Annotated in this window: 23 protein-coding genes; 12 read left to right on the forward strand and 11 right to left on the reverse strand. The window is 61.9% G+C overall.

Annotation, left to right across the window (positions count from 1 at the left end; all coding sequences use genetic code 11):
* Positions 1 to 31: 31 nt before the first annotated feature.
* The 9 genes from DJFAAGMI_RS15310 (at position 32) to catC (ending at position 8,124) form a co-directional block, all read left to right on the forward strand.
* The gene (locus tag DJFAAGMI_RS15310; protein WP_211457761.1) at positions 32 to 673 is read left to right on the forward strand and encodes a 3-oxoacid CoA-transferase subunit B; all 642 of its coding nucleotides are present in this window, start codon (positions 32 to 34) and stop codon (positions 671 to 673) included.
* Positions 674 to 729: 56 nt separating this feature from the next.
* A complete protein-coding gene (pcaF, locus tag DJFAAGMI_RS15315; protein WP_043370885.1) occupies positions 730 to 1,941 on the forward strand; it encodes a 3-oxoadipyl-CoA thiolase in 1,212 nt (403 codons plus the stop codon).
* Positions 1,942 to 2,107: 166 nt separating this feature from the next.
* Positions 2,108 to 3,103 (forward strand): Bug family tripartite tricarboxylate transporter substrate binding protein, encoded by a 996-nt coding sequence (locus DJFAAGMI_RS15320; protein WP_211457762.1) that lies wholly within the window; start codon positions 2,108 to 2,110, stop codon positions 3,101 to 3,103.
* A gap of 177 nt (positions 3,104 to 3,280) precedes the next feature.
* On the forward strand, positions 3,281 to 4,078 hold the full coding sequence (pcaD, locus tag DJFAAGMI_RS15325; protein WP_211457763.1) for a 3-oxoadipate enol-lactonase: 798 nt from the start codon (positions 3,281 to 3,283) through the stop codon (positions 4,076 to 4,078).
* Between the two features lie 68 nt (positions 4,079 to 4,146).
* Positions 4,147 to 5,208 carry a cyclase family protein gene (locus tag DJFAAGMI_RS15330; RefSeq protein ID WP_211457764.1) on the forward strand — a complete coding sequence of 354 codons (1,062 nt, stop codon included), beginning with the start codon at positions 4,147 to 4,149 and terminating at the stop codon, positions 5,206 to 5,208.
* A 19-nt stretch (positions 5,209 to 5,227) separates the two neighbouring features.
* On the forward strand, positions 5,228 to 5,536 hold the full coding sequence (locus DJFAAGMI_RS15335) for a YciI family protein (RefSeq protein WP_003058698.1): 309 nt from the start codon (positions 5,228 to 5,230) through the stop codon (positions 5,534 to 5,536).
* A 51-nt stretch (positions 5,537 to 5,587) separates the two neighbouring features.
* A complete protein-coding gene (locus DJFAAGMI_RS15340) occupies positions 5,588 to 6,325 on the forward strand; it encodes an SDR family oxidoreductase (RefSeq protein WP_211457765.1) in 738 nt (245 codons plus the stop codon).
* Positions 6,326 to 6,444: 119 nt separating this feature from the next.
* A complete protein-coding gene (locus tag DJFAAGMI_RS15345) occupies positions 6,445 to 7,782 on the forward strand; it encodes a short-chain fatty acid transporter (protein WP_167006440.1) in 1,338 nt (445 codons plus the stop codon).
* A gap of 57 nt (positions 7,783 to 7,839) precedes the next feature.
* Positions 7,840 to 8,124, forward strand: coding sequence for a muconolactone Delta-isomerase (gene catC, locus DJFAAGMI_RS15350; RefSeq protein WP_211457766.1), 285 nt, complete (start codon positions 7,840 to 7,842; stop codon positions 8,122 to 8,124).
* 214 nt (positions 8,125 to 8,338) lie between these two features.
* Here catC and DJFAAGMI_RS15355 read toward each other — a convergent pair whose 3' ends face one another.
* Complete coding sequence (locus DJFAAGMI_RS15355) at positions 8,339 to 9,184, reverse strand: SIS domain-containing protein (RefSeq protein ID WP_211457767.1); 846 nt, start codon at positions 9,182 to 9,184, stop codon at positions 8,339 to 8,341.
* 233 nt (positions 9,185 to 9,417) lie between these two features.
* Between DJFAAGMI_RS15355 and tal the strand changes: the two genes are divergently transcribed.
* Together tal and pgi are read left to right on the forward strand one after the other, a co-directional pair.
* Positions 9,418 to 10,380 (forward strand): transaldolase, encoded by a 963-nt coding sequence (tal, locus tag DJFAAGMI_RS15360; protein WP_211457768.1) that lies wholly within the window; start codon positions 9,418 to 9,420, stop codon positions 10,378 to 10,380.
* Positions 10,381 to 10,396: 16 nt separating this feature from the next.
* Positions 10,397 to 12,001 (forward strand): glucose-6-phosphate isomerase, encoded by a 1,605-nt coding sequence (gene pgi, locus DJFAAGMI_RS15365; RefSeq protein ID WP_211457769.1) that lies wholly within the window; start codon positions 10,397 to 10,399, stop codon positions 11,999 to 12,001.
* Positions 12,002 to 12,057: 56 nt separating this feature from the next.
* Here pgi and DJFAAGMI_RS15370 read toward each other — a convergent pair whose 3' ends face one another.
* The 10 genes from DJFAAGMI_RS15370 to DJFAAGMI_RS15415 form a co-directional block, all read right to left on the reverse strand.
* On the reverse strand, positions 12,058 to 12,963 hold the full coding sequence (locus DJFAAGMI_RS15370; RefSeq protein ID WP_211457770.1) for a class I SAM-dependent methyltransferase: 906 nt from the start codon (positions 12,961 to 12,963) through the stop codon (positions 12,058 to 12,060).
* The gene (locus tag DJFAAGMI_RS15375) at positions 12,963 to 13,580 is read right to left on the reverse strand and encodes a DUF1415 domain-containing protein (RefSeq protein WP_211457771.1); all 618 of its coding nucleotides are present in this window, start codon (positions 13,578 to 13,580) and stop codon (positions 12,963 to 12,965) included. The genes DJFAAGMI_RS15370 and DJFAAGMI_RS15375 overlap by 1 nt, the downstream gene beginning before the upstream one ends.
* 156 nt (positions 13,581 to 13,736) lie before the next feature.
* On the reverse strand, positions 13,737 to 14,915 hold the full coding sequence (locus tag DJFAAGMI_RS15380) for a deoxyguanosinetriphosphate triphosphohydrolase (protein ID WP_211457772.1): 1,179 nt from the start codon (positions 14,913 to 14,915) through the stop codon (positions 13,737 to 13,739).
* Between the two features lie 67 nt (positions 14,916 to 14,982).
* Positions 14,983 to 16,080 (reverse strand): 3-dehydroquinate synthase, encoded by a 1,098-nt coding sequence (gene aroB / locus DJFAAGMI_RS15385; protein WP_211457773.1) that lies wholly within the window; start codon positions 16,078 to 16,080, stop codon positions 14,983 to 14,985.
* Positions 16,081 to 16,144: 64 nt separating this feature from the next.
* A complete protein-coding gene (locus DJFAAGMI_RS15390; RefSeq protein ID WP_019043032.1) occupies positions 16,145 to 16,681 on the reverse strand; it encodes a shikimate kinase in 537 nt (178 codons plus the stop codon).
* 114 nt (positions 16,682 to 16,795) lie between these two features.
* On the reverse strand, positions 16,796 to 18,904 hold the full coding sequence (gene pilQ, locus DJFAAGMI_RS15395) for a type IV pilus secretin PilQ (protein WP_211457774.1): 2,109 nt from the start codon (positions 18,902 to 18,904) through the stop codon (positions 16,796 to 16,798).
* Entirely contained in the window at positions 18,901 to 19,452 is a 552-nt protein-coding gene (locus tag DJFAAGMI_RS15400) for a pilus assembly protein PilP (protein WP_211457775.1), read from the reverse strand. Before DJFAAGMI_RS15400 ends, pilQ begins: the two co-directional genes overlap by 4 nt.
* Positions 19,449 to 20,129 carry a type IV pilus inner membrane component PilO gene (locus tag DJFAAGMI_RS15405; RefSeq protein WP_211457776.1) on the reverse strand — a complete coding sequence of 227 codons (681 nt, stop codon included), beginning with the start codon at positions 20,127 to 20,129 and terminating at the stop codon, positions 19,449 to 19,451. Before DJFAAGMI_RS15405 ends, DJFAAGMI_RS15400 begins: the two co-directional genes overlap by 4 nt.
* Positions 20,129 to 20,740 (reverse strand): PilN domain-containing protein, encoded by a 612-nt coding sequence (locus DJFAAGMI_RS15410; RefSeq protein ID WP_211457777.1) that lies wholly within the window; start codon positions 20,738 to 20,740, stop codon positions 20,129 to 20,131. The genes DJFAAGMI_RS15405 and DJFAAGMI_RS15410 overlap by 1 nt, the downstream gene beginning before the upstream one ends.
* Positions 20,737 to 21,819: a pilus assembly protein PilM gene (locus DJFAAGMI_RS15415; protein ID WP_370527729.1), complete on the reverse strand. Its 1,083-nt coding sequence runs from the start codon at positions 21,817 to 21,819 to the stop codon at positions 20,737 to 20,739. The genes DJFAAGMI_RS15410 and DJFAAGMI_RS15415 overlap by 4 nt, the downstream gene beginning before the upstream one ends.
* A 349-nt stretch (positions 21,820 to 22,168) precedes the next feature.
* Between DJFAAGMI_RS15415 and DJFAAGMI_RS15420 the strand changes: the two genes are divergently transcribed.
* Complete coding sequence (locus DJFAAGMI_RS15420; protein ID WP_211457778.1) at positions 22,169 to 24,508, forward strand: penicillin-binding protein 1A; 2,340 nt, start codon at positions 22,169 to 22,171, stop codon at positions 24,506 to 24,508.
* Positions 24,509 to 24,519 lie beyond the last annotated feature (11 nt).

Genomic DNA, 24,519 nt, shown 5'->3' on the forward strand with positions numbered 1-24,519 from the left:
GCCAGCCAAGGTCCAGCAAGGAGATACAAGCGTGAGCTATCAAAAACGAAGCAAGGACGAACTGGCACTGCGGGTGGCCCAGGACATTCATGACGGTGCCTATGTGAATCTGGGCATAGGCCAGCCCACTCTGGTGGCCAACCACATCCCCGCAGGACGCGAAATTGTTCTGCAAAGCGAGAACGGCATTCTGGGCATGGGCCCGGCACCGGCGCCCGGCTCCGAAGACTACGACCTGACCAATGCAGGCAAGCAGCCCGTGACCCTGCTGCCCGGCGGCAGCTATTTCCACCACGCCGACAGCTTCGCCATGATGCGCGGCGGCCATCTGGACATCTGCGTGCTCGGAGCCTTCCAGGTTTCGGCCACGGGCGACCTGGCCAACTGGAGCACCGGCGAGCCCGGCGCCATTCCTGCCGTGGGCGGAGCCATGGATCTGGCCATTGGCGCCAAGCAGACCTGGGTGATGATGGATCTGCTCACCAAAAAGGGCGAGAGCAAGGTCGTGGCCCAGTGCAGCTACCCGCTGACCGGCCTGGGCTGCGTCAAGCGCATCTATACCGATCTGTGCACCCTGGCATGTACACCCGAGGGGCTGCGCCTGATCGACAAGGTCGAAGGCCTGGAGCACGTCGAACTCGAACGCATCGTCGGCCTGCCCATCGCGGCCTGAACTTCAGGCCAATCCAGTCCGCACCAGAAGCTCAATTTTCATAACGGAGACATGCCATGAGCAACCAGAACCAAGCCTTTATCTGCGACGCCATCCGCACCCCCTTCGGTCGCTACGGCGGCGCGCTGTCCAGCGTGCGCACCGATGATCTGGGCGCCCTGCCCATCAAGGCGCTGATGCAGCGCAACCCCAATGTGGACTGGACCGCCGTGGCCGATGTGCTCTATGGCTGCGCCAACCAGGCTGGCGAGGACAACCGCAACGTCGCCCGCATGTCGGCGCTGCTGGCCGGCCTGCCCATCGATGTACCCGGCGCCACCATCAACCGCCTCTGTGGCTCGGGCCTGGACGCTGTCGGCACGGCCGCGCGTGCCATCAAGTCCGGCGAAGCCCGCCTGATGATTGCCGGCGGCGTGGAAAGCATGAGCCGCGCGCCCTTCGTCATGCCCAAGGCCGAGTCCGCCTTCAGCCGCAACAATGCCGTCTACGACACCACCATCGGCTGGCGCTTCGTCAACAAGCTGATGAAAGCCCAGTTCGGCGTGGACTCCATGCCCGAGACCGCCGAAAACGTGGCCGACGACTTCAGGATCGAGCGCGAAGCCCAGGACCGCATGGCCCTGGCCAGCCAGGAAAAGGCGGCGGCCGCGATTGCCGCCGGCCATCTGGCACGCGAGATCGTGCCCGTCTCCATCGCCCAGAAGAAGGGTGACCCCATCGTCGTGAGCCAGGACGAACACCCCCGCGCCACCACCATCGAGGCACTGGCCAAGCTCAAGGGCGTGGTACGCCCCGATGGCACGGTCACGGCCGGCAACGCCAGCGGCGTCAACGACGGTGCCTGCGCCCTGCTGCTGGCCAACGAGGAAGCGGCCAGCCAGTATGGCCTGGTGCCGCGCGCCCGCGTGGTCGGCATGGCCGTGGCCGGCGTCGCGCCGCGCATCATGGGCTTCGGCCCCGCTCCCGCAGTGCGCAAGGTGCTGGCCCAGACCGGCCTGACTCTTGACCAGATGGATGTCATCGAGCTCAACGAAGCCTTTGCCGCACAAGGCCTGGCCGTGCTGCGCGATCTGGGCATTGCCGATGACGACCGCCGCGTCAACCAGTGGGGCGGCGCCATCGCCCTGGGCCACCCCTTGGGCGCATCGGGTGCCCGCCTGGCCACCACGGCCGTGAACCAGCTCCATACCCTGGGCGGCCGCTACGCGCTGTGCACCATGTGCATCGGCGTGGGTCAGGGCATTGCCGTGGTGCTCGAACGCGTCTGATCCCGACTGCGGCAGGGACCGGCCAAGCCCGGCCTGCTGCCGCACCCCTGCCTCTCACACCAAAACAACGACCGCCGGAGTGCAGCTCTTTTCGGAGCTGCGCCACCGCGGCAGCCCGCGCCCCGGCCACTGGCCGGCGGTGTCTTGCTTTTTTCCGGAGACCTAGATGTCCAATTCCCTTTCCCTGTCTCGCCGCCGCAGCCTGCAGACCCTGGCAGCAACCGCCCTGTTCGCTCTGGGCACTGCTCCCGCCATGGCCCAGTCGCCCTATCCCAGCAAGCCCATCACCATGATCGTGCCCTTCTCGGCCGGCGGCACGACCGACATCCTGGCGCGCGTGGTGGGTCAGGCCCTGAGCACCGAACTGGGCCAGAGCATCATCATCGACAACCGTCCCGGCGCAGGCGGCAATATCGGCGGTCAGGCCGCTGCACGCGCAGCCGGCGACGGCTACACCCTGTTCATGGGCACGGTGGGCACGCACGCCATCAACGAAGCCCTGTACAAGAAGATGCCCTTCGACCCGGTCAAGGACTTCGCCCCTCTGACCCGGGTTGCCAATGTGCCCAATCTGCTGGTCGCCCACCCCAGCCAGCCCTTCAAGACGGTCAAGGAAATGATGGCCTATGCCAAGGCCAATCCCGGCAAGCTGAACTTCGGCTCCTCGGGCTCGGGCAGCTCCATCCATCTGTCGGGCGAGCTGTTCAAGTCCATGACCCGTCTGGACATGGTGCATGTGCCCTACAAGGGCAGCGCGCCGGCCATCACCGATCTGCTGGGCAACCAGATCGCCATCATGTTCGACAACATGCCCTCGGCCATCCAACATGTGCGCTCGGGCAAGCTGCGCCCCATCGCCGTGACCACGGCCAAGCGCTCGCCCGAGCTGCCCGATGTGCCCACGGTGGCTGAAGCCGGCGTGCCCGGCTACGAGGCAACCTCCTGGTTCGGTCTCTTCGCGCCGGCCAAGACACCGACCGACATCCAGCAAAAACTGCATGCCGCCATTGCCAAGGTGCTCAAGGACCCCGCCGTGATCAAGAAGATCAACGACCAGGGCGGCGAAGTCGTGATCGACACCCAGGATGGCTTTGCCAAGTTCATCGACGCCGAAACCAAGAAGTGGGGCAAGGTCGTCAAGGACTCCGGCGCCAGCGTTTGAGATCCAACACACCCCCTGAGCCGCTGCGCGGCCTCCCCCGTGGCACAGCGCCCTCTCCTTCGGGAGGGGGACGACAGCCTCGCTGCGGGACGGCCCTTGCTCGCTGTCCCTGGCTTGATCCACGCCAGTTTCATGCGCTGCTGCGCGCTCTACTTCACTCATCGTCTGCGAGTCTGTATGACCACCTCCCTGCTCTCCACCGCCAGCGGCGATTTCCGCATTGATCTGCAAGGCCCTGACGACGCCCCCGTGCTCGTGCTGTCCAACTCCCTGGGCACCACGCTGGAGATGTGGGATGCACAGGCAGCTGCCCTGCGCAGCGAATTTCGTGTGCTGCGCTACGACACGCGCGGCCATGGCGCCAGCGTCTGCAACGACGGCCCCTACAGCTTTGACCAGTTGGGCCGCGATGTGCTAGCCATCCTCGACGCGCTGCAGGTACAGCAGGCGCATTTCTGCGGTATCTCCATGGGCGGCCTGACCGGCCTGTGGCTGGGTGTCAATACCGGCCAGCGCCTGCGCAGCCTCACCGTGGCCAACAGCGCCGCCCGGATCGGCGTGGAGTCGGCCTGGCTGGAGCGAGCCGCCCAGGTGCGCGCCAGCGGCGCAGCCGGCATGCAGGCCCTGGCCGAATCGTCGCCCGGCCGCTGGTTCACGCCCGGCTTTGCGGCTGCCCAGCCCGCCGTGGTGCAACGCGCCCAGGGCTGGATTGCCGGCATCGCGCCCGAAGGCTATGCCAGCTGCTGCGAAGCACTGGCCCGCGAAGACCTGCGCGCTGCGATTGCCGCCATCGCCACGCCCACGCTGCTGCTGGCCGGCGCCCACGACCCCGTGACCACGGTGGCCGATGCGCAGGCCATGCAGGCCGCCATTGCGGGCTCGCAGCTGGTCGAGCTGCAGGCCTCGCACCTGTCCAACCTGGAGGCGCCCGAGGCCTTCGAACAAGCCCTTGCCGGCTTTGCACGCCAGCACTGACCAACGCCGCGACGACCGGCTGCCCGCATCCGGCAGCGGCCGCCACGGCCTGTGATACGGAGACCGGCATGCCCACTGCCTCCCGCCGCTGGAGACACCGCCCCGAAGGCTCGACCTGGGGCGATTTCGGTGAAGACGACCAGCTTGGCCGCCTGAACCTGCTGACCCCCGAGAAAGTCCGCCAAGGCGTGGCCGAAGTGCAGACCGGCCAACGCTTTGCGCTGAGCCTGCCCCTGGACTACCCGGGCGGCAGCGCCCTCAATCCCAACCGCAAGCCCCCGGTGCTGCGTCCGCTGCAGCGCAAGGGTCGCGTCAATTTCAACTGCCTGCTGCAGGAGCTGGAGCCGGGCCGCACCGACGTGCTCTCGGACGACATGGTCATCCTGTCGCTGCAGTACTCCACGCAGTGGGACGGCCTGGCCCACGTGGGCGCCCTGTTCGATGCCAACGGCGACGGCCTGCCTGAGCCGCTGTACTACAACGGCTTTGCCGCAGGTATCGACATCGTGGGCCCGGCCGAGCTGAGCGGCACCGGCATTCCCGCGCGCCTGGACGACAGCGCCAGCACCAGCTGCGCCAAGGCCCTGGGCATCGAAGGCATGGCCCGCAACGGCGTGCAGGGCCGCGGGGTGATGGTGGACCTGCGTGCCCATTTCGGCGACGCACGCACCGTGGTCGGCTACGAGCAGCTGATGCAGGTCATCGTCGCCGACGGTGTGCAGATCGAGCCCGGCGACATGCTGTGCCTGCACACCGGCTTTGCCCAGCGCGTACTGGACATGCACAAAAACCCCGACCCCGAGCTGCTGGAACACGCCTGCGCCGTGCTTGACGGGCGCGATGCGCGCCTGCTGCAGTGGATCACCGACAGCCAGATCGCCGTCATCGCCACCGACAACTACGCGGTCGAGGCCTTCCCGGCGCGCCCCGGCGCTGCCTGCTGCGCGGCCCTGCCCCTGCACGAGCATTGCCTATTCAAGCTGGGCGTGCACCTGGGCGAGTTATGGCACCTGACGCCGCTGGCGCACTGGCTGCGCGAGCACGGTCGCCACCGCTTCCTTCTCACGGCACCGCCGCTGAACCTGCCGGGAGCCATCGCCTCGCCGGTCACACCTGTCGCCACGGTCTGAGCCCAACACCGGAGCCTTTATGCCCTTCATCATCGAAACCTTCGACAAGCCCGGTCACCAGGCCGTGCGCCAGGCCCATCGCCCCGCGCACCTGGGCTTCCTGGACACCCACAAGCACCTGCTGCTGGCCTGCGGTGCCAAGCTGGCCGACGACGGCAGCGACCTCGGCGGCGGCCTGTACGTGGTGGAACTGGACACGCGCGAAGCAGCCCAGTCCTTCATAGAGTCCGACCCCTTCTTCACCGCCGGCCTGTTCGAGCGCGTGTCCATCACCCGCTGGCGCAAAGCCTATGTGGCCGGCGCCAGCCACCTGCCTGCGGCGGCCTAGCCCCCGTCCGGCAGCCCAGCCCTTTCCCGCATTCCGTCCGAAAGTATTGCCATGTCTTCCCAGAACGCTTCCCTTCCCGTCCGTCCCCGCGTGCTGATCACCGGCGGCGGTGCCGGTATCGGCGCTGCCGCCGCCGAGCGCTGCCGTGCCGACGGCTACGAGCCCGTCATCATCGACCGCGTGGTCGATCACGTTCCGGGCGGCATCCAGGCCGACCTCAGCAATGCCGAGGACACGGCCCGCGCGCTGCGTCTGGCCCTGGAAGGCGGCCCCATCACGCGCCTGGTCAACAACGTCGGCGTGGTCGTGCCCAATGACGCCGCATCCCAGACCCTGGCCGAGTTCGACCTGGCCGTCTCGCTGAACCTGCGCTGCGCCTTCCAGTGCATGCAGGCCCTGCTGCCCGGCATGAAGGAGGCGGGCTTCGGGCGCATCGTCAACATGTCCTCGCGCGCCGCGCTGGGCAAGGACCTGCGCACCGCCTACGCTGCCACCAAGGCCGGCCTGATCGGCATGACTCGCGTCTGGGCTCTGGAGCTGGGACAGTGGGGCATCACGGCCAACGCCATCGGCCCCGGCCCCATCCGCACCGAGCTGTTCGACAAGGCCAACCCGCCCGATGCACCGCGCACGCAGAAGATCATCCAGTCCGTACCCGTCAAGCGCGTGGGCACGCCCGAAGACGTGGCCCATGCCGTGTCCTACATGCTCGACGAGCGCAGCGGCTTTGTGACCGGACAGGTGCTCTATGTCTGCGGCGGCATGACCGTCGGCGTAGCCTCGGTCTGATCAGGCCCTGAGCCGCTTCGCGGCCTGCCTAGCCGCGCGCCTAACCTATCCCGCGCCGCAACCGCTGCGGCACGGCGGCTTTTCTCCCCAAATCCAGACAACATCGGAGACCGGCGTTCATGTCGAAAATCACCGCATTCTTCACCGAGCTGATGCGCAAGTATCTGCCCGACCCCTTCGTCTTTGCCATCCTGCTGACCCTGTTGACCATGGTCCTGGCCTTTGCCGTGGAAAGCCGGCCCGTCAACCTCGTGGTCGAGGACTGGGGCAAGGGCTTCTGGAGCCTGCTGGCCTTCACCACGCAGATGGCCGTGATCCTGGTCATGGGCTATGTGCTGGCGGCCGCGCCCCTGGTCAACCGCTTCCTGGACCGCATCGCCAGCCACGTGCACACGCCGCGCCAGGCCATCATCGTGGCCACCATCGTGGGCTGCGTGGGCAGCTACCTGAACTGGGGCTTTGGCCTGGTGATCGGCGGCATCATGGCGCGCAAGCTGGCGCTCAAGGTCAAGGGCGTTCACTATCCGCTGATCATCGCCTCGGCCTATACCGGCTTCACCATGTACAGCCTGGGCTTCTCGGCCACGATTCCGGTGCTGATCTCGACCAAGGGCCACACCTTCGAGAGCAGCATGGGCCTGATCCCGCTGACGCAGACCATCTTCTCCGCACCCATGCTGCTGACCAGTCTGGCCGTGCTCATCGCCCTGCCGCTGCTCAACGCCGCCATGCACCCCAAGGCCGGCGAGAAGATCGTGGAGCTGGACCCCGCCGTGGCCGCCGACGAAGGCAAGGGCGGCGCAGGCCACGACCTGCTGGGCGACCAGAAGACCCTGGCCTACCGCCTGAACAACAGCCGCGTGCTCAATCTGCTGATCGGCCTGTGCGGCATGGCGTATGTGGTGCTGCATTTCGTCAAGGGCGGCAACCTCGACCTGAACATGATCAACTTCTTCATCCTGTTCCTGGGCGTGCTGCTGCTCAGGACGCCCATGCTCTACGTGGAAAAGGTCAATGAAGGCGTCAAGACCATCGGCGGCATCATCCTGCAGTTCCCCTTCTACGCAGGCATCATGGCCATCATGCATGGCTCGGGCCTGGTGGAGTCCATCGCCCACATCTTCGTGAGCATCGCCAGCGAGCACACGCTGCCGCTGTGGGGGCTGGTCAGCTCCTTTGTGATCAACTTCTTCGCGCCCTCGGGCGGCGGCCACTGGGTGCTGCAGGGCCCGTTCATGATCGACGCGGCCAAGACCCTGGGTGCCTCTCAGGCCCAGACCGCCATGTCGGTGATGCTGGGCAATGGCTGGAACGACCTGGTCCAGCCCTTCTGGATCCTGCCGGCCCTGGCCTTGTCCAAGCTCAAGCTCAAGGACATCATGGGCTATACCGTGGTCTCCATGATGCTGGTCGGCGTGATCTACGCGAGCACCATGCTGATCTGGCCGCATCTGTAACCGGGCGCCGGCGCTCTTTTTCCGTTTTTCCGTTCACATCCTCACCTAGGAGAACCCATGCTGTACATGGTCGAAATGATTGTCCAGATCCCTCACTCGCTGGACCCTGCCCTGGTCGCGCAGATCAAGCAGGACGAGAAGGAATACTCGCAAAAGCTGCAGCGCGAAGGCAAGTGGCGCCATATCTGGCGCGTGGTGGGCGAATACGCCAACGTCAGCATCTTCGACGTCCAGAGCAATGACGAGCTGCACGGCCTGCTCAGCGGCCTGCCGCTGTTCCCCTATATGCAGATCAAGGTCAGGCCCCTGGCCAACCACCCCTCCTCCATCGTGCAGGAGTAAGCACGACAGCGGCGGGCAAGCGCCCGCCCATCACAAAGCCCATGCAGCTCCTGGCCGCATGGGCTTTGCTTTTGATAGCTATTACCGCCTGCTCACAAAGGATTTCAATATGTTTTGTACATGAAATCTTTATCAATAAAGCGACAGAAGCTCCTATAAAAAGAGCTTTCGCGCCTTCGCTGCTGCCTGCCCCAGGCCGCGTCCTTGCAGGCCTTCAGGTATAGCGCTTGGCGCGCAGATTGTTCTTCATCTGCTCCAGCGCCGGCTGCAGCGCAGGCCCGATGCGCAGTGCCACGCAGGTCGCCAGCACGTCGATGATGAGCAGGTGCAGCAGCCGCGAGACCATGGGGCTGTAGCGGTCGTAGCCTTCGGGATGATCGGCGGCCAGATGCACCTGACAGGCCCAGGCCAGAGGGGAGCCGCTGGCCGTGATCGCAATCGTGGTGGCCCCGTTCTTGCGGGCGATATCCGCCGCATCCATCAGATCTCGTGTGCGGCCCGAGTTTGAGATGATGACTACGCAATCGCCCGGCCCCAGCAAGGTGGCGCTCATCACCTGCATATGGCCATCGCTGGTGGCCAGACTGGTCACACCGAGGCGGAAAAACTTGTGCTGGGCATCCAGCGCCACGATGCCCGAATTGCCGGCGCCGTAAAACTCGATGCGCTTGCCGGTCTGCCAGGTCGCGGCAATCGCCTGCGCAGCCTGCTCTATGGCCGCCGTGCTGGCCGCATTGCGATACTGCAGAAAAGCGGCAACCGCGTTGTCCACCACCTTGACCATGACATCGCTGGTCTTGTCATCGCTGTCCACACTGCGATGGATGAACGGTACGCCCTCGCTGACGCTGCCCGCAAGTTTGAGCTTGAAGTCCGCCAGGCCGTCGTAGCCCATGCTGCGGCAAAAGCGCACCACCGTGGGTTTGCTGACATGCGCCCGCACTGCCAGCTCTCGCACCGGCAGATGAGCGAAGGCCCGCGGATCGGCCAGTACCAAGCGTGCAACACGCTGCTCTGCAGGCGCCAGGGACGGAAGGGAGGCGGTAATGCGATCGAGCATATTGGCGCGGATGAGGTGGAGGCAATAAATGCGTGCGTAAAAGGGCGAGCATAAGACCGAAGCGCCTCACCGGCCGCAAAACTTGAATATTTCCGCAAATAAATAGGCAAGCGCAGATATTCAGCAGGGTTTGCCTTGATACATCATCAAACAGAGTGTCGGCAGGCTCGTTTTCAATCAGGGATTCACGCTCTACACTTGCTGGTTAGTTTGAAATACAGCAAAGGATGGACATGAATCAGTTGGAGGCGCTCAAGCAATTCACAACCGTGGTCGCGGACACCGGTGATTTTCATCAACTGGCGCAGTTTCAACCGCAAGATGCCACCACCAATCCATCCCTGATTCTCAAAGCGGTTCAAAAGACCGAATATGCACCCCTGATGCGCGCCACCGTGGCGCAATTCAAAGACAGAGGGCTGGACGAAATCATGGACCGGACGCTGGTGCGCTTCGGCTGCGAGATTCTGAACACCATACCCGGCCGTGTTTCCACTGAAGTCGATGCCCGCCTGTCTTTCGACACCGTGGCCACGGTCACGCGCGCCGAGCGACTGATTGAGCTGTATCAGGCGGCCGGCATCCACACCGAGCGCGTGCTCATCAAGATCGCCGCCACCTGGGAAGGGATTGAAGCGGCCCGCATTCTCGAGCAGCGCGGCATTCACACCAATCTGACGCTGCTGTTCTCCTTCTGCCAGGCCGTTGCCTGCGGCCAGGCGAAGGTCCAGCTGATCTCGCCCTTTGTGGGCCGCATCTACGACTGGTACAAAAAGCAGGCCGGCGCGCAGTGGGATGAAGCCGCCATGGCCGGCGTCAATGATCCGGGCGTGCGCTCGGTGCAGAAAATTTACGACTACTACAAGCACTTCGATGTTTCCACCGAGGTCATGGGTGCAAGCTTTCGTAATACCGGCCAGATTCTGGCTCTGGCGGGCTGCGATCTGCTTACCATTGCACCTGAGCTGCTGGCCCAGCTCCGCGCACAGCAGGACGACGCCATGCCTTTGACTCGTGCCCTGGACCCGGACAAGGCCAGAGCCCAGCCGCAGGAACGCGTTCTGTACGACCAGGCCTCGTTTCGTTTTGCGCTGAACGAAGATGCCATGGCCACGGAAAAGCTGGCCGAAGGCATTCGCGCTTTCACCGCAGACACCCTGAAGCTGGAAGCATTGATGCAGCAAGCGGCTGCATGACTGACTGGAATTTCCTTTGACGCCTCTTTGTCACGAGCTGCCTGCCTGGCAGGCTTTGCAAACCCATTACCAGTCGCAGATCCAGCATCTGGATCTGCGCCAGGCTTTTGCACAAGACCCACAACGTCTTGATGTCCTGAGCATGCAGGCGCCGCATGTCTTCGCCGATCTGTCGAAGAACCTCTGGACTCGCGAGACCGAAGCCTTGCTGAGGCAGCTTGCCGTCGAGAGCCTGCTCGCGCGCAAGCGCGACGCCATGCTGGCCGGCGCAGCCATCAATACCAGCGAGCAGCGCAGCGCGATGCACTGGCTGCTGCGCACTCCTGCAGACGGCGGGCAGCTAGCCCAGAGCCCCGTGCTTCGATCCTGGCCCCAGGACATGCACTCGGCTCTGCATGACGTGCACGACACGCTGGATCGAATGCTCGCCCTGGCCGATCAGATCAAGGGCAACCAGCAGATCACCGATATCGTCAATATCGGCATCGGCGGCTCGCACCTGGGCCCGGAAGTCGTGGTCAATGCCCTTGAGGACTGGATAGACAAGGACAAGAACTTTCACTTTGTCTCCAATGTGGATGGCCACGAACTGGGACATGTGCTGCGCCGGGTCAAACCGGAAAGCACGCTGTTCCTGATTGCCTCCAAATCCTTCACCACGGCCGAGACCATGCTGAATGCACGCTCGGCCAGACAGTGGTTTCTCGATCATGGCGGCAGCGAAGATCCGCAGGCCCCATGCTCGATCGACCGCCACTTTGTGGCCCTGACCACCAATACGCAGGCGGCCGCAGAGTTCGGCATACAGCGCACACTGGGTTTCTGGGACTGGGTGGGTGGACGCTTTTCGCTGTGGTCTGCCATCGGGCTGCCCATTGCCATCGCCATAGGCTCGGAGCAATTCAGAGCGCTACTGGACGGTGCGCATGCGATGGATGCCCACTTTTTCACTGAGCCTCTGGAGAACAATCTCCCGGTGCGCCTGGGCCTGCTGGACGTCTGGTATCGCAATTTCTGCCACTTCTCCAGCCGCTGCATTGCGCCTTACAGCCATGGACTGCGCCGCCTGACAGCCTATCTGCAGCAGCTGGAGATGGAGAGCAATGGCAAAAGCATCAGCAAGAATGGCACTCGGCTCTCTGCTCCCACAGCACCGGTGATCTGGGGCGAACCTGGCACCAATGGGCAGCATGCTTTTTTCCAGATGCTCCATCAGGGGCCGGATGTCATACCGGTCGAGTTCATCGCCCTGCGCGACGGCGGCAAATATCTGGGCGAGCACCATCAAAGCCTGGTGGTCAACGCGATTGCCCAGGCCCAGGCGCTGATGGTGGGGCGCTGCGGCGAAGGCCAGGAAAAGGACTGCGACGGCAATCGCCCCAGCAGCTTTCTGATGCTTGAGAGACTGGACCCCGCCTCTCTGGGCGCCTTGATTGCGCTGTATGAACATCGCATTTTTGTCTCGGGCGCCATCTGGGACATCAACAGCTTCGACCAGTGGGGCGTGGAGCTGGGCAAGAACCTCGCCAAGCAGCTACATGCCCGCAAGAGCCACAATGACTGGTCGGGAGTGGACGCTTCGACACAGGAGCTCATGAAGCGCCTCATGGAAAGCCACTGAACTGCCACTGCGGCCCCGTAGCACTCTCATGCTCCGGGGCCACAGCTTGAGCCCGCTCAGGCTGCGCTGGCTTGCTGCAAATGGGGATAGCGCACGCCGGCCAGACCTTCCAGTCCGAATTCCGCAAGCAACTGGCGCAGACGTTGCGCCGCACTGCGCTTTTTCTGCCCCGTGTAACGAGCCACGATCAGCTCGTTCTTCATGCTGTGCTCCCAGCCCACCAGCTCAGTGACCGTGACCTGGTAGCCGCAAGCCTCCAGATACAGACAGCGCAGCACATTGGTAATCTGGCTGCCCATCTCGCGCGTGTGAATCGGGTGGCGCCACAGCTCGGCCAGCGGAGTGCGCGCCAGGCTCACGGCCTTGGTCTGGCGCAGACATGCTGCCACTTCTGCCTGGCAGCAAGGCACCAGCACCATGGCCCTGGCCTGCTTTTCCAGTCCGAAGGCGATCGCATCGTCGGTTGCCGTATCGCAGGCATGCAAGGCCGTGACCACATCGAACTGTGCGGGCATGAAGTCTGCTCGTGTGGACTCTGCCACCGACATATTGAGAAACTCCATGCGCTCAAAGCCCAGCTCCTTCGCCAGCTTCTGAGAGGCCTCGACCAAGGGCGCACGCGTCTCGATACCGTAGATCCGTCCCTGATCCAGGGCCTTGAAATACAGGTCGTAAAGAATAAAGCCCAGATAGGACTTGCCTGCGCCATGGTCGGCCAGCGTCACAGCCTGTCCATTTCCGGACAGTTCCGTCAGCAGAGGCTCGATGAACTGATAGAGGTGATAGACCTGCTTGAGCTTGCGACGCGAATCCTGGTTGAGCTTGCCCTCGCGCGTGAGGATATGCAGGGCCTTGAGCAGCTCTATGCTCTGGCCGGGCTTGAGCCCCAGTTGCTCGGCAATATCTTGTGCCCCTGCTTGGGCGGGCTTTTGCAGGCTCTGCCTTTTTTCGGTCTTGCCCATCACTTCTCAGCCTTTGTCTCACCATGGCCGGTCACCGGGCAGCGAGCCCCGACATCCAGATCCAGCCAGCCTTCGATGCCGATCTTTTCCAGCGTTTCCATATTGCGCTCGTAAATCGTTTCGGCTTCCGGAAACACTTCCACCGCCTTGTCGATGCTGTCTTCGCGCAGCAAATGCAGGATGGGATAGGGAGAGCGGTTGGTGCAGTTGGTGACATCGTCCACATCCGTGCCCTCAAACTGGAACTGCGGATGAAACGAGGCAACCTGCAGGATGCCACCCAGATCCAGCTCCTCGACCATGGCGTCGGCCACTTCGAGAAAGTCATTGAAGTCCAGGAAATCCTGCAAGGCATGGGGCAGGATCAGCAGCGTGGTATCGCGTTTTTCCGCACTGGCTTCGGCCAGTGCCTCGAGCTCGCGATGCAGGGCATCAGCCACGCCCTGCGCATCGCTCGCATCGCTGACGACATAGTGGATCTGGGCTTTGACATGCACGCCCTTTGCGAAGGGGCAAAGGTTGAGTCCGATGACCGCCTTTTCCAGCCAGCGCACGGTATCCGCAATCACAAGCTCTGGCGGGAAGGCCTGATCGGCGATGGTTGAAGTTTCGGTCATGACAAGGCCCTTCCAAAATGCAAACGGGGGCTATCGCCCCCAAAGAATGCGCACTGGGCGGGAAATATTCCGGCTCTAGATACACAGAGCAGATATTTTAGCGACCCGGCATGGGCCATGCTTGCCAACGACCGCAAGACCGTTGGCGAGCATCCTTCAGGCCTCTGCCAGCAGTCTCATCCCGGTGATGCGCTCATGCTCGTGCGCCGCATAGCGGTCCGTCATACCCGCAACAAAGTCGGCCACCACGCGCGCGCGCTCATGCAGGGTATCGGCAAGGTGGGCGCGCTGCACAAAGCGAGGTTTCATGCGCTCGGGCTCCAGCATATAGGCGGCAAACAGCTCTTTCACGACCTGCTGGGCATTGTTCATGGTCTGCATGACCTGAGGATGCCGATAGAGCTGATGGAACAAAAACTGCTTGAGCACCAGGGACTGTGTCTTCATCTCCGGACTGAAACCTATCAGCGTCTGCCCATGCTGGCGCACCTGCTGCACCGAGCGCACACCCGCCTCCTCGAGGCTGGCCGATGAGTGACGGATAACGTCATAGACCTGATCACTGAGCATGCGGCGAATGCTTTCATAGAGCAGCTTGCGCTGGGCATCCGGCACTGCCAGATCGGGCCACTGCGCCAAAGTGGCCGCATGGTAGCGAGCAAACAAAGGCACGGCATCGCGCAACTGGGCCATGGTGATCAAGCCTGACCGAACGCCATCGTCGACATCATGGGCGTTATAGGCAATCGCGTCGGCCAGATTGCATAGCTGGGCCTCCAGAGAAGGCTGGGTTCCGTCCAGAAAGCGCTGAGCTACCCCGCCAGGCTCGCGCGCATTCAATATCTGCGCATTGCCGCGCGAACAATGCTTGAGAATGCCTTCTCGCGTCTCAAAAGTCAGGTTCAGACCATCAAAGGCCGGATAGCGCTCCTCCAGCCTGTCGACCACCCGCAGACTTTGCAGATTGTGTTCAAAGCCGCCATGAGGCTTCATGCACTCGTTGAGCGCATCCTGCCCCGCATGTCCAAACGGCGTGTGTCCCAAATCATGGGCCAGGCAGATGGCTTCAACCAGGTCTTCGTCCAGGCGCAAAGACCGCGCGATGGAGCGCCCCAGTTGAGCCACCTCCAGAGAATGCGTGAGCCGGGTACGAAACAGATCTCCCTCATGGTTGACAAAGACCTGGGTCTTGTAGACCAGTCGCCTGAAGGCCGAGGAGTGAACAATGCGGTCCCGGTCGCGCTGAAAATCGCTGCGCGTGGGGGCCTGGGGTTCGGCAAAGCGACGTCCACGGCTTTGCTGGGGATGGCAGGCATAGGGAGCCAGAGCAGTCATGCAAATCGCCTCAACAACTCGATGCAATGACTCTAACAGCTAGGGCCAGCCCCGCACCCCCAACCCGTCAAGCGCAGCAGCTGTCTATCATTTCGCGCACCAGCGCATCTGGAGCAGAGCGCATCACAGCCTTGCCGGGGCCATCGATCAGCACAAAGCGGATTTCACCGGCTTCGGATTTCTTGTCGACCCGCATCAGCTCCAGATATCGGCCGGCGTTGTCGCGGGCATCGATGACCGCTCCGCGCACCGGCAAACCCGCACGCCCAATCAGAGTACGCAGGCGAGTCACAAAGCTCGCATCCACCATGCCCAGACGCAGGGAGAGCTCTGCCGCCATCACCATGCCGGCCGCCACGCCCTCTCCGTGCAGCCAGTTGCCATAGCCCATGCCGGCCTCGATCGCATGGCCAAAGGTGTGACCAAAATTGAGAATTGCGCGCAGACCGGACTCCTTCTCGTCCTGGCCCACCACCCAGGCCTTGATTTCCACGCTGCGCTTGACGGCATGGGCAAGCAGGCCGCGATCACGGCGCAGCAGGCCGTCCATGTTCTGCTCGAGCCAGTCAAAGAACTGCATATCGGCAATCGGGCCGTATTTGATGATTTCACCCAGACCTGCGCTCAATTCGCGCTCAGCCAGGGTATCCAGCGTGACCAGATCGCAAAGCACCAACTGCGGCTGGTAGAAGGCCCCAATCATGTTCTTGCCCAGCGGGTGGTTGATGGCCGTCTTGCCGCCCACCGAGGAGTCGACCTGGGAAAGCAGCGTGGTCGGCACCTGCACAAAAGGCACGCCGCGCATATAGCTGGCGGCAGCAAAACCCGTCATATCCCCCACCACCCCGCCACCCAGTGCAAACAGCACCGTCTTGCGGTCGCAGCCGTGCTGCAGCAGGGCGTCGAAAATCAGGTTCAGCGTCTGCCAGTCCTTGTGCGCTTCGCCATCGGGCAGCACCACCTCATGAACCTGGGCATATTGGCTGCTCAAAGCCTGCTTGAGCGCCGACAGGTATAGCGGAGCCACCACATCATTCGTCACGATCAACGCCGACGCCGCCTTGGGCAAGGCCTGCCACGTGGAGCCCAGGGCAAGCTGGCCCTCTGCAATCACGATGGGATAGCTGCGCTCTCCCAGATCAATACGCACTATTTCCACGTTCAACCTCTCTCAAAATACATCGCAGGCACGGCATACAGCGTGTTGGCCAACCGGCGCTTCAGCCCCATCACGAATGCTGACCAAGTTCGATCTGCATGGCCACTCGCTGGGCCACCTGCGCAGCGGACAGGCCGCTTCCCGCCACCACAAAGTCCGCCACCTCCTTGTAGAACGGGTCCCTTAGGGCATGCAGATCCAGCAATCGCTGCAAGGGATTGTCCACCTGCAACAGGGGACGCTGAGTATCCCGCTGCAGACGCTTGGCAATTTCATGCGGTGACGCGCTCAGATAAACCACCTGAGCATGCTCTGCCAGCTCCCGTCGGTTCTCAGCCTTCAGCACGGCACCGCCACCTGTGGCAACCACTGTTTTCTCGGGGCGCGCAAGCAGCACTGCCAGCACCTCCTGCTCGACATCCCGGAACCTGGGCTCGCCTTCCTTGGCAAAGAATTCGCGAATCGTGCAGCCGATGTGCTCTTCAATGGCCGTATCCACGTCCACAAAAGGCATGGACCAGCGCTTGGCAAGATAGCGTCCGATGGTGGATTTGCCGCAGCCCGGCAATCCCACAAGAGCAATATGAAATTTATTTGTAACAGTCATCGCGTTACCGTCATCCGCCAATCCGGCCAGTCCGTGATTCTCGCAGCCCGCAGATATTACAAACAAAAAGGCCCGCATTCATTCATGCGGGCCCCATGCCAAAACTGATAACGGCTATTTGCTGCTGCTGCGTGCCTGGTTCAGCATCTTGGGAGTGATGAAAACCAGCATTTCACGCTTGGTAGAGGCCTTGGTGTTGCTGCGGAACAAATGCCCCAAGACTGGCAGATCACCGAACAGCGGCACCTTGTTGAGCTGGTTGGTTTCCTCCATTTCAAAGATGCCGCCGATCACCACGGTGCCACCATTTTCGACCAGCACCTGGGTCTTGATGTGCTTGGTATCAATGGCCACACCCTGGGTCGTGGTCTCGCCACGGCTGTCCTTGTTCACATCCAGATCCAGAATGATGTCGCCTTCAGGAGTGATCTGTGGAGTCACCTCCAGCTTCAGCACCGCCTTCTTGAACGAAATCGTCGTAGCGCCATTCGGCGCCGTGACGGAATACGGATATTCCGTGCCTTGCTCAATCAAGGCCTTGTTCTGGTCTGCCGTCACCAGACGAGGGTTGGAGATGATCTTGCCATCACCTTCAGCTTCCAGAGCGGACAATTCCAGTGACAGAAAACGCGTCATCGAGCTATTGAAGACCGAAAATGCGACCTGCCCTACAGTGTTGATTCCTGAGACGCTGGCCGGCAAATTGACAAAATTGCCACTTGGAAACTTGGAGCTAGATCCCGATCCACTATCAGGCAAGAACTGAGACGATGTCATGGAAGCATTGCTGCCAACCGCTCCACCACCAAACTTCACACCCAGCGAACGACCGAAGGTGTCGCGCGCCTCGACAATGCGAGCCTCAATCATGACCTGACGCACGGGCACATCCAGGGTCACCAGCAAAGCCTTCATCTCCTCGAGCTTGGTCGGCGTGTCCGTCACAAACAGCTGATTGGTACGGGGCTCGGAAATAGCGGAACCTCGCGATGACAGGAAGCGCGTACTGGCCCCTGTACCGCCGCCGCCACCTGTCGAAGTCGTGATCTGCTGCAGGATGTCTGCGGCTTTTGCATAGTTGAGCTGGAAGCCTTGCGTGCGCAGAGGCTCGAGCTTCTGAATCTCCATGGCAGCCTCATAGTCACGCTTGGTACGTGCATCGATCTCGTCCTTGGGAGCGATCCAGAGCACCGAGCCGGACTTGCGCATGCCCAGCCCCTTGGCATCCATGATGATCTGCAGAGCCTGATCCCAGGGGACATCCTTCAGGCGTAGCGTCAAAGCACCGGTGACCGTATCCGAGGTGACAATATTGAAGTTCGTGAAATCCGCGATGACCTGCAGCAGGGAGCGCACTTCAATATTCTGAAAATTGAGCGACAGTTTTTCGCCGCTGTATCCCGGGCCCTGGGTCAGCTTGCTGGTATCGATCTTTTTCTGGCGCACTTCCACCACAAACTGATTGTCACTCTGATAGGCGCTGTGCTCCCAGTCACCCACGGGGTCGATACGCATGCGCACCCGGTCGCCTTGCTGGGTGGTCGAGATCGTCTGCACCGGCGTGCCGAAATCTCCCACATCCAGTTTTTTGCGCAGACTCTCAGGCAGGGCTGTACGCAGGAAGTCCACCGTCAGGCCCTTGCCCTCCTGGCGCAGATCCACCCCAATCTGGCTGCTGCCAAGGCTGACCACGATCCGGCCGGAGCCATCACTGCCGCGGCGAAAGTCGATACCACGAATCGGTGCGGCATCGGAGGAGGCTGTCTTGCTCTCGAATACCGGAGCCATGGCAGGCGCTGCAGCCGTAGCAGATGCCGCAGCACCGGCGGGATCAAGCAGGATCAGCAGAGAGTTTCCCTGCCGCTGCAGGCGGTAGGTGGTGGCCGTCTTCAGGTTCAGTACCAGACGCGAGCGGCCCGATGCCTCCACCAGATTCGCCGAGCGCAGATTGCCTTGATTGAATTCCAGCAGTGACTTGCCCGAGCCGTTGCTCACGCCCGGAAAGTCCAGCGCGATACGCGCCGGAGACTGCACGACAAATCCGGTCGGATCGGCGGCCAACGGCTCGGACATCTCGACACGGATGACCTCGGAGCCTGACTGCAAAGTACCGGTCACCGTCTCGATACGCGCCTGGGCCCAAGCTGCCGAAGAAAGCAAAAGGCTGCTCAGGGTCAGACCCCAACGGGCCTTCGCCATAGTGCTGCGGTTAATACCCATCATTTGCCAACCTCCTGCAACTCCAAAGTGCTTGTTCTTTCAATCCAGTCACCACCGCCATCCTGGACAATCTCTCTGAGCTGGATGGAGTTTTCCGTTATCCGGGTGATCTTTCCGTAGTTCTGCCCCAGATAGTTACCAACACGTACCTGATAAAGCAGGCCACCGACTCTGACCAGCGCCGTAGGCACATTCTTTTTGTCCAGGCTGCCCACCATGGTCATGGTGTCCAGCGGCTCAGCCTCCAGCGGTTCCTTGCGGCGGCTCAATTCCGGTGTCAGCAAGGCCGTGCTGATATTGGATTGCGCCGACTCCTTGCGCAAAACCTGAATCAGCTTGAGCGGATTGAAGGGGTCCATGCCGTCGGCCCCTGTATATGCCTGAGGCTTGAATGGCTTGGGCTCCTCCAGCGGCGTCACGCGAGGCTTGGCATTGGCGCGCTCCTGCGCCATCCATTCACGCAACTGGTCCTCTTCGGAAGAAGTACAACCTGCCAGCAAGGCACTACCCATCAGGAGCAAGCAGATAGGGCTCAAGAATGCCTTGCTCATTTCTTCCCCTTGGCTGCGTCACGCTGCGCCTTGACTTCGTCCGCATCCAGATACCGGAAGGTACGCGCCGTAGCATCCATGGACAGCACATCCGTATCCTTGCCGCCGGCACCAGGAGCGATCGACAGATTGTTCAAAGTCACAATACGGGACAGAAAAGCGATATCCGAGGCAAAAGCACCGATGTCGTGGTAGCGCCCTGTCACTTTCAGGGCAATCGGCAGCTCGGCGTAGTACTCCTTGGTCACCATGCCACCGGGACGGAATACTTCAAACTGCAGACTACGCCCCAGTCCTGCCTGATTGATATCGGAAAGCAGAGCGGCCATCTCGGCCTTGCTGGGTAGCTGCTTCTCCAGCTGCGTCACATATTGCTGGACCTGCTCGCGCTGCTTCTTCAGGCCATCGAGGCTCACGGCCTTGATCATCTTCCTGGAATAGTCCTCACGCAGGGTCACCTCGGCAGCACGCTCGGCTTCAAGCTCTTCTTCATAGTCTTTCAGGATGACAAACCACAGCAAGGCTGCCACAGCCACTGCAACGGCGACATACAGCAATGCCTTGGGCAGCGCCGGCCAGACCGAAGGGTCGTTGGGATCCAGATTCCGGAATTGGCGCTGAATTTTTTCCTGCAGCGCCGCGAAATCGATATCCAGAGATTTCTTGGTCTTTGCCATCACTGCGCCTTCACGGAGGGGCTTGCAGCAAGCAGATTTTTCTCTGCATCGCTGGCCCGGGTCAGATTGAAGCGCAAGGTGAACGCAGCCGCGCGGCGCTTGTCCTTGGCGGTCACATCAACGGTCTTGGCCACGATCTCCATCAGTTCCGGCTTGGAGAACCAGGGCGAGCCATCGGTCAGATTGCGCAGCATCTCGGAGATACGCTCGTTCGACTGTGCGGTGCCCTGCATGGTCACAGACAGGCCGTCCTGCTTGATGCTGCTGATGTAGACACCGTCCGGCAGCTGCTTGACCAGTTCGTTAAGCATGTAGACAGGCAGATTGCGGTCGGACTGCAAATCCTCCACGGCCTTCTGGCGTGCGCGCAATGCCGTGATCTCTGCCTCCAGCCCTTCGATTTCCTTGATCTGTGTTTCCAGAACCTTGATTTCGGAACGCAGCAAATTGTTCTTGTTCTGCTGGCCCTCGATCATCATCTGGAAGTACCAGTAGATCAGCGCGGCGATCAGCAGGCCGCCCAGCGCGGCCAGCACCATATTGACCTGGAACGCCTCTTTGCGGCGCTTCTTGGCTGCCTCGCGGTGCGGTAAAAGGTTGATCAATATCACTCTTGAAACCTCCGCATGGCCAGACCGCAAGAGGTCAGATAGGACGGCGCTTCACGCGCCATCTTTTTCAGACGCACACCGCTGCCAATTTCCATGCCATCGAAGGGATTGGCAAGGCTGCAGGCACAACCCGTCTGCTGGCTGACGGCTTCCACCAGCCCCGGCAAGGACGAGGACCCGCCCGCCAGCAAAATATGGTCGACGCGGTTGTAGGGAGTGCTCGTGAAGAAGAACTGCAGCGCACGTGCCACTTCCTGGGTCAGACTTTGCACAAAGGGCTTGAGCACACCTGCCGCATAGTCATCTGGCAATTCACCGCTGCGTTTCTTGGCTTCTGCTTCCTCCGGAGAGAAACCATACTGGCGTGCAATCAGCTGCGTCAGCTGCGCACCGCCAAAAGCCTGGTCACGCTCATACAGCACTTCATCATTGCGAAGCACCTGCATGCTGGTGGTCATGGCCCCCACCTCGAATAGTGCGACAACGGCGTCACGCCCCGCATTGGGCAGACGCGACACCAGACGCGTGGCCGCCATGCGCGCGGCATAGGGCTCGATATCGATGACGATGGGCTTGAGACCGGCCGCCTCGGCCAGGCCCTGGCGGTCCTGCACTTTTTCCTTGCGCGATGCCGCGATCAGCACATCCACATCGCCGGGCGATACCAGCGAAGGACCAACGACGCAGAAATCCAGGCTCACCTCGTCGAGCGAGAACGGAATGTACTGGTTGGCTTCGGACTCGACCTGAACTTCCATCTCCAGTTCGGTCAAACCGGAGGGCAGAGTGATCTTCTTGGTGATCACGGCTGCCGCTGGCAGCGCCATGGCAACCTGCTTGGTACGCGTTCCGCTTTTCTTGACCAGGCGGCGTACCGCCTCTGCCACTTCATCGAATTTTTCAATATTGCCGTCGGTGATCCAGCCTTTTTCAAGAGGCTCGATCGCACAACGCTCCAATTGCCACTCGCCGGATTTGCTTTTGGCCAGTTCGACCAGCTTCACGCTGGAGGAGCTGACATCAATGCCAAGCAAAGGTGCAGGCTGACGGCTGAATAAAGAACTCAGAGCAATCAACATGCCCCCCCAGGTTTGTAAGAATGGAAACAAAAGCCAGCAATACCCTGGAATCCTAGCAGCAAGCTATAGCAGCACATGCTTTGCTGCAGCGCTTTGCACCATATTTCGTGGCCAAAAAAAGACAAACTTGTGTAACGTCAAACAGCAGGAAAGCCACCCCTTGCCCAGAGTGGTGCTTACCCTGTGATTTAGGATTCGACCAAAGTGCGGCCCCCAACCAGCCGCCGAGATGCTTTTCCGGGAGGCATTTCTATAATGCCCTACCCCTTGTCAATACTGCGAAATGCCGCCATCAGAACATTCTGCCCACCAGGCCCCAGCGCCTGGCTCCCAAGCTCCCAAGAAACGCATGCACTGGCTGCTGCGCTCCATTTTCTGGCTGATCGGACTTGCCGTCGCCGCTGCCCTGGCCGCTTTGCTGGCCGTGGCCGTGGCGCTGGCCATGGCTTACCCCAATCTCCCCGATGTCTCCGAGCTCGCAGACTACCGCCCCAAGCTACCGCTGCGGGTGTATTCCAGCGAAGGGGCTCTGCTGGGTGAATTCGGCGAAGAACGCCGCACCCTGACGCCCATCAACGAGATCCCCAAGGTCATGACGGATGCGGTGCTGGCCATCGAGGACACCCGCTTCTTCGAGCATGGCGGCGTGGACTACAAGGGCATGCTGCGTGCCGCGCTGGCCAACCTGGGCAAGGTCAAGAGCCAGGGCGCCTCCACCATCACCATGCAGGTGGCGCGCAATGTCTACCTTTCCTCCGAGAAGACCTATACCCGCAAGATCTACGAAATCCTGCTGACCTTCAAGCTTGAGCATCTGCTCACCAAGGAGCAGATCCTCGAGATCTACATGAACCAGATTTTCCTGGGCAATCGGGCCTATGGCTTTGCAGCAGCCTGCGAAGCCTATTTCGGCCATCCGCTCAAGGACATCACGGTGGCCGAAGCCGCCATGCTGGCCGGCCTGCCCAAGGCCCCCTCGGCCTACAACCCGATCAGCAACCCCAAGCGCGCCCGCATCCGTCAGCTCTACATCATCGAGCGCATGGAGGAAAACGGCTTCATCACTGCAGAGCAGGCCAAGCAGGCTCGCGAGGAGCCACTCAAGCTGCGCACGGCGGCCAACTCGACCCGCGTACATGCGGAGTACGTGGCTGAAATGGCCCGCCAGCTGATCTTTGCCCAGTATGGCAACGACGCCTACACCCGCGGCCTGAACGTCTACACCACCCTCAATGCCGGTGAACAAGAGGCCGCCTACAAGGCTTTGCGCGAAGGCATCATGAACTACGAACGCCGCCAGAAGTACCGCGGCCCCGAGAAGTTCATCACCCTGCCCAGCAATGCGCAGGAGCTGGAAGACGCCATTGACGACGCCCTGGCCAACCACCCCGACAACGGCGACGTGGTTGCGGCCGTGGTGCTGGAAGCCTCGCCACGCAAGATTGTCGCGGCCCGTGCGGACGGCACCCATTTCGAAATCACCGGCGACAACCTCAAGCCCGCCGAGTCCGGCCTCAGCCCCAAGGCACCGCCCAACATCAAGATCCGCCCCGGTGCCGTGATCCGCGCCGTCAAGAACGCCAAGGGAGCCTGGGAAATCACCCAGTTGCCCGAGGTCGAGGGCGCTTTTGTCGCCATGTCCACACAAACCGGCGCCATCCGCGCGCTGATCGGTGGATTCGACTTCGAAAAGAACAAGTTCAACCACGTGACCCAGGCCTGGCGCCAGCCCGGCTCCAGCTTCAAGCCCTTCATCTACTCGGCGGCGCTGGAGCACGGGTTCTCGCCTTCCACCATGATCAATGACGCACCGATCTTCTTCAGTGCGGCAACCACCGGTGGCCAGCCCTGGGAGCCCAAGAACTACGACGGCCGCTACGATGGCCCCATGACCATGCGCACGGGCTTGAACAAGTCCAAGAACATGATCTCCATCCGGTTGCTGCAGGCCATCGGCCCCAAGACCGGGCAGGAATGGGCCACGCGCTTCGGCTTTGAAGCCGCCAAGCAGCCCGCCTACCTGACCATGGCCCTGGGCGCCGGCTCGGTCACGCCGCTTCAGATGGCAGGCGCCTACTCGGTGTTTGCCAACGGCGGCCATCGCATCAACCCCTGGCTGATCGCCCGCGTGACCGACCACAAGGGCCGCATCCTCTCCGAGTTCACCCCTCCGGCGGTGAAGGAGCTGCCCCAGGCCATTCCCGAGCGCAATGCCTTCCTCACCGGCACCTTGCTCAATGATGTGGCACGCGTGGGCACGGCTGCACGTGCGCAGGCCACACTCAAGCGCCCCGACCTGTATGGCAAGACCGGTACCACCAATGACTCGGTGGATGCCTGGTTTGCCGGCTACCAGCCCGGCCTTGCAGCGGTCTCCTGGATCGGCTACGACACACCGCGCAATCTGGGCTCGCGTGAAACCGGTGGCGGTCTGAGCCTGCCCATCTGGATCAGCTTCATGCAGCACGCGCTCAAGGGCGTGCCTGTGGCCGAAGTGCAGGCACCGCCCGGCGTGGTCAATATGGGCGGCGACTGGTATTACGAAGAAAACGCCCGCAACGGCGGCGTCTCCAGCCTCGGCATGGAAGGCGCCTCCGACCCGAACGCGGGTGGCAATGCCGGCCCAGGTGCCACCCAGCCACCGGCTGCGGAAGAGCGCAGCCGCATTCTGGACCTGTTCAGAAACTAAGCACTCGCAAA

Origin of the sequence: Comamonas brasiliensis (assembly GCF_018292285.1) — a bacterium.
Taxonomy (GTDB): Bacteria; Pseudomonadota; Gammaproteobacteria; order Burkholderiales; family Burkholderiaceae_C; genus Comamonas; species Comamonas brasiliensis.

Bases quoted from the DNA above. Each gene is read 5' to 3' on its own strand.
- DJFAAGMI_RS15380 (WP_211457772.1), bottom strand. From the start codon at position 14,915: ATGACTGCTCTGGCTCCCTATGCCTGCCATCCCCAGCAAAGCCGTGGA.
- pilQ (WP_211457774.1), bottom strand. From the start codon at position 18,904: ATGATGGGTATTAACCGCAGCACTATGGCGAAGGCCCGTTGGGGTCTG.
- DJFAAGMI_RS15335 (WP_003058698.1), top strand. From the start codon at position 5,228: ATGCCCTTCATCATCGAAACCTTCGACAAGCCCGGTCACCAGGCCGTG.
- DJFAAGMI_RS15370 (WP_211457770.1), bottom strand. From the start codon at position 12,963: ATGGGCAAGACCGAAAAAAGGCAGAGCCTGCAAAAGCCCGCCCAAGCA.
- DJFAAGMI_RS15355 (WP_211457767.1), bottom strand. From the start codon at position 9,184: ATGCTCGATCGCATTACCGCCTCCCTTCCGTCCCTGGCGCCTGCAGAG.
- DJFAAGMI_RS15390 (WP_019043032.1), bottom strand. From the start codon at position 16,681: ATGACTGTTACAAATAAATTTCATATTGCTCTTGTGGGATTGCCGGGC.
- DJFAAGMI_RS15375 (WP_211457771.1), bottom strand. From the start codon at position 13,580: ATGACCGAAACTTCAACCATCGCCGATCAGGCCTTCCCGCCAGAGCTT.
- DJFAAGMI_RS15330 (WP_211457764.1), top strand. From the start codon at position 4,147: ATGCCCACTGCCTCCCGCCGCTGGAGACACCGCCCCGAAGGCTCGACC.
- DJFAAGMI_RS15405 (WP_211457776.1), bottom strand. From the start codon at position 20,129: ATGGCAAAGACCAAGAAATCTCTGGATATCGATTTCGCGGCGCTGCAG.
- pcaF (WP_043370885.1), top strand. From the start codon at position 730: ATGAGCAACCAGAACCAAGCCTTTATCTGCGACGCCATCCGCACCCCC.
- DJFAAGMI_RS15345 (WP_167006440.1), top strand. From the start codon at position 6,445: ATGTCGAAAATCACCGCATTCTTCACCGAGCTGATGCGCAAGTATCTG.
- DJFAAGMI_RS15320 (WP_211457762.1), top strand. From the start codon at position 2,108: ATGTCCAATTCCCTTTCCCTGTCTCGCCGCCGCAGCCTGCAGACCCTG.
- catC (WP_211457766.1), top strand. From the start codon at position 7,840: ATGCTGTACATGGTCGAAATGATTGTCCAGATCCCTCACTCGCTGGAC.
- DJFAAGMI_RS15400 (WP_211457775.1), bottom strand. From the start codon at position 19,452: ATGAGCAAGGCATTCTTGAGCCCTATCTGCTTGCTCCTGATGGGTAGT.
- DJFAAGMI_RS15415 (WP_370527729.1), bottom strand. From the start codon at position 21,819: ATGTTGATTGCTCTGAGTTCTTTATTCAGCCGTCAGCCTGCACCTTTG.
- DJFAAGMI_RS15340 (WP_211457765.1), top strand. From the start codon at position 5,588: ATGTCTTCCCAGAACGCTTCCCTTCCCGTCCGTCCCCGCGTGCTGATC.
- tal (WP_211457768.1), top strand. From the start codon at position 9,418: ATGAATCAGTTGGAGGCGCTCAAGCAATTCACAACCGTGGTCGCGGAC.
- DJFAAGMI_RS15420 (WP_211457778.1), top strand. From the start codon at position 22,169: ATGCACTGGCTGCTGCGCTCCATTTTCTGGCTGATCGGACTTGCCGTC.
- pcaD (WP_211457763.1), top strand. From the start codon at position 3,281: ATGACCACCTCCCTGCTCTCCACCGCCAGCGGCGATTTCCGCATTGAT.